1 protein-coding gene is annotated in these 1,444 nt (G+C 52.1%); it reads left to right on the forward strand.

Going from position 1 to position 1,444, the window contains the following annotated elements; translation table 11 throughout:
• Window positions 1–49: 49 nt before the first annotated feature.
• A protein-coding gene (locus tag JFT44_RS28500) for an IS3 family transposase (protein WP_090412738.1) occupies window positions 50–1,413 on the forward strand; the annotation gives its coding sequence in 2 pieces (ribosomal slippage) (window positions 50–515 and window positions 515–1,413; 1,365 coding nt in all).
• Window positions 1,414–1,444 lie beyond the last annotated feature (31 nt).

Genomic DNA, 1,444 nt, shown 5'->3' on the forward strand with positions numbered 1-1,444 from the left:
TGAACTGCCCCCCGAATGTTGGACACCTGACCCCTCGGGAGGGTGTTCCATGACGAAATACAACCTAGCGCTCAAGCAATCACTGATTGAAGAGTGTCTGTCTGCCAGTAGCGTTCATGAGGTGGCCCTCAGGCATGGCTTGAGTCCATCGCTACTGCGGCGCTGGATCAAGGGTTTTGAAAAGCACGGTTCCTCTGGCTTGATTGCTAAGTACAGCCATTACGATGCCCAGTTTAAATTGAAGGTTTTGCAGTGCATCGAACAAGACGGACTGTCGGCCCAACAGGCCTGTATACAGTTTGATATCCGTGGCCCAAGCAGTATCAGGCAGTGGCAAAAGCTGTACGATGAGGGCGGCGTAGAAGCGCTACAACCGCATCGTCTTCAAGAGTCCAGCATGCCCCGCAAACCTTCCAGACAACCCAAAGCAAGTCCTGCTCTTCCTGCGGACGCAGAGCTGACCCCTGAACAAATGCTCGCAGAACTGGCCTATCTGCGCGCGGAGAATGCCTATTTAAAAAAGCTCGATGCCTTAATCCAAGCGGATCCCCGTACTGCGCAGCCAAAAAAACGCAGGCCGTCCAAGGATTGAGGCATGAGCATCCACTTGCTCTGTTGCTACGTGCAGCGGGACTTGCACGCAGCACCTTCTATTACCAAAGCAAAACACTGCTAACCGACAAGCATGCCGACCTTAAAGATCGCATCCGCAGCGTCTTTCACGGGAATAAGGGGCGTTACGGCTACCGCCGTATCACTGCGACCCTTGGAAACAGTGGTGAGTTGATCAATCACAAAAAGGTGCATCGGCTGATGCAGATAATGGGCCTCAAGTCGCTGGTCAAAGTGAAGAAATATCGCTCTTACCGAGGTGCTGAAGGGCTTGTTGCGCCTGATCTACTAAAGCGCGAATTTAAGGCAGAAGCCCCTAACCAGAAATGGGTAACCGACGTGACGGAGTTCAAGGTGAAGGGGCAAAAGCTGTTTCTCTCGCCTCTCATGGATTTGTACAACGGCGAGATCCTGGCCTACCAGATCAACCGACGTCCCGAATTCAGGATGGTCTCGATGATGCTGGAAAAAGCCTTCGGGCGACTGAGTCGAGATGAAAAACCAATACTGCACTCTGACCAGGGTTGGCAGTACAGGCAGCCTACCTACCGACATATGCTGGCCGAAAAGAGCATCGAGCAGAGCATGTCGCGCAAGGGTAATTGCTTGGACAATGCCGCCATGGAAAGCTTTTTCGGCACACTCAAGAGCGAGTTTTTCTATCTGGAATCATTTGAGAGTGTGGAGCAGCTGGCATCAGGCATAGAGGATTACATTGCCTACTACAACCAAGACCGCATAAGCCTCAGACTGAATGGCTTGAGTCCGGTACAATTTCGTATCCAGACGCTGAATCAATAGCGTCCCTGTCCAACATTCGGGGGGCAGTTCA

Source organism: Pseudomonas sp. MF5691, from assembly GCF_016405645.1.
GTDB lineage: Bacteria > Pseudomonadota > Gammaproteobacteria > Pseudomonadales > Pseudomonadaceae > Aquipseudomonas > Aquipseudomonas shahriarae.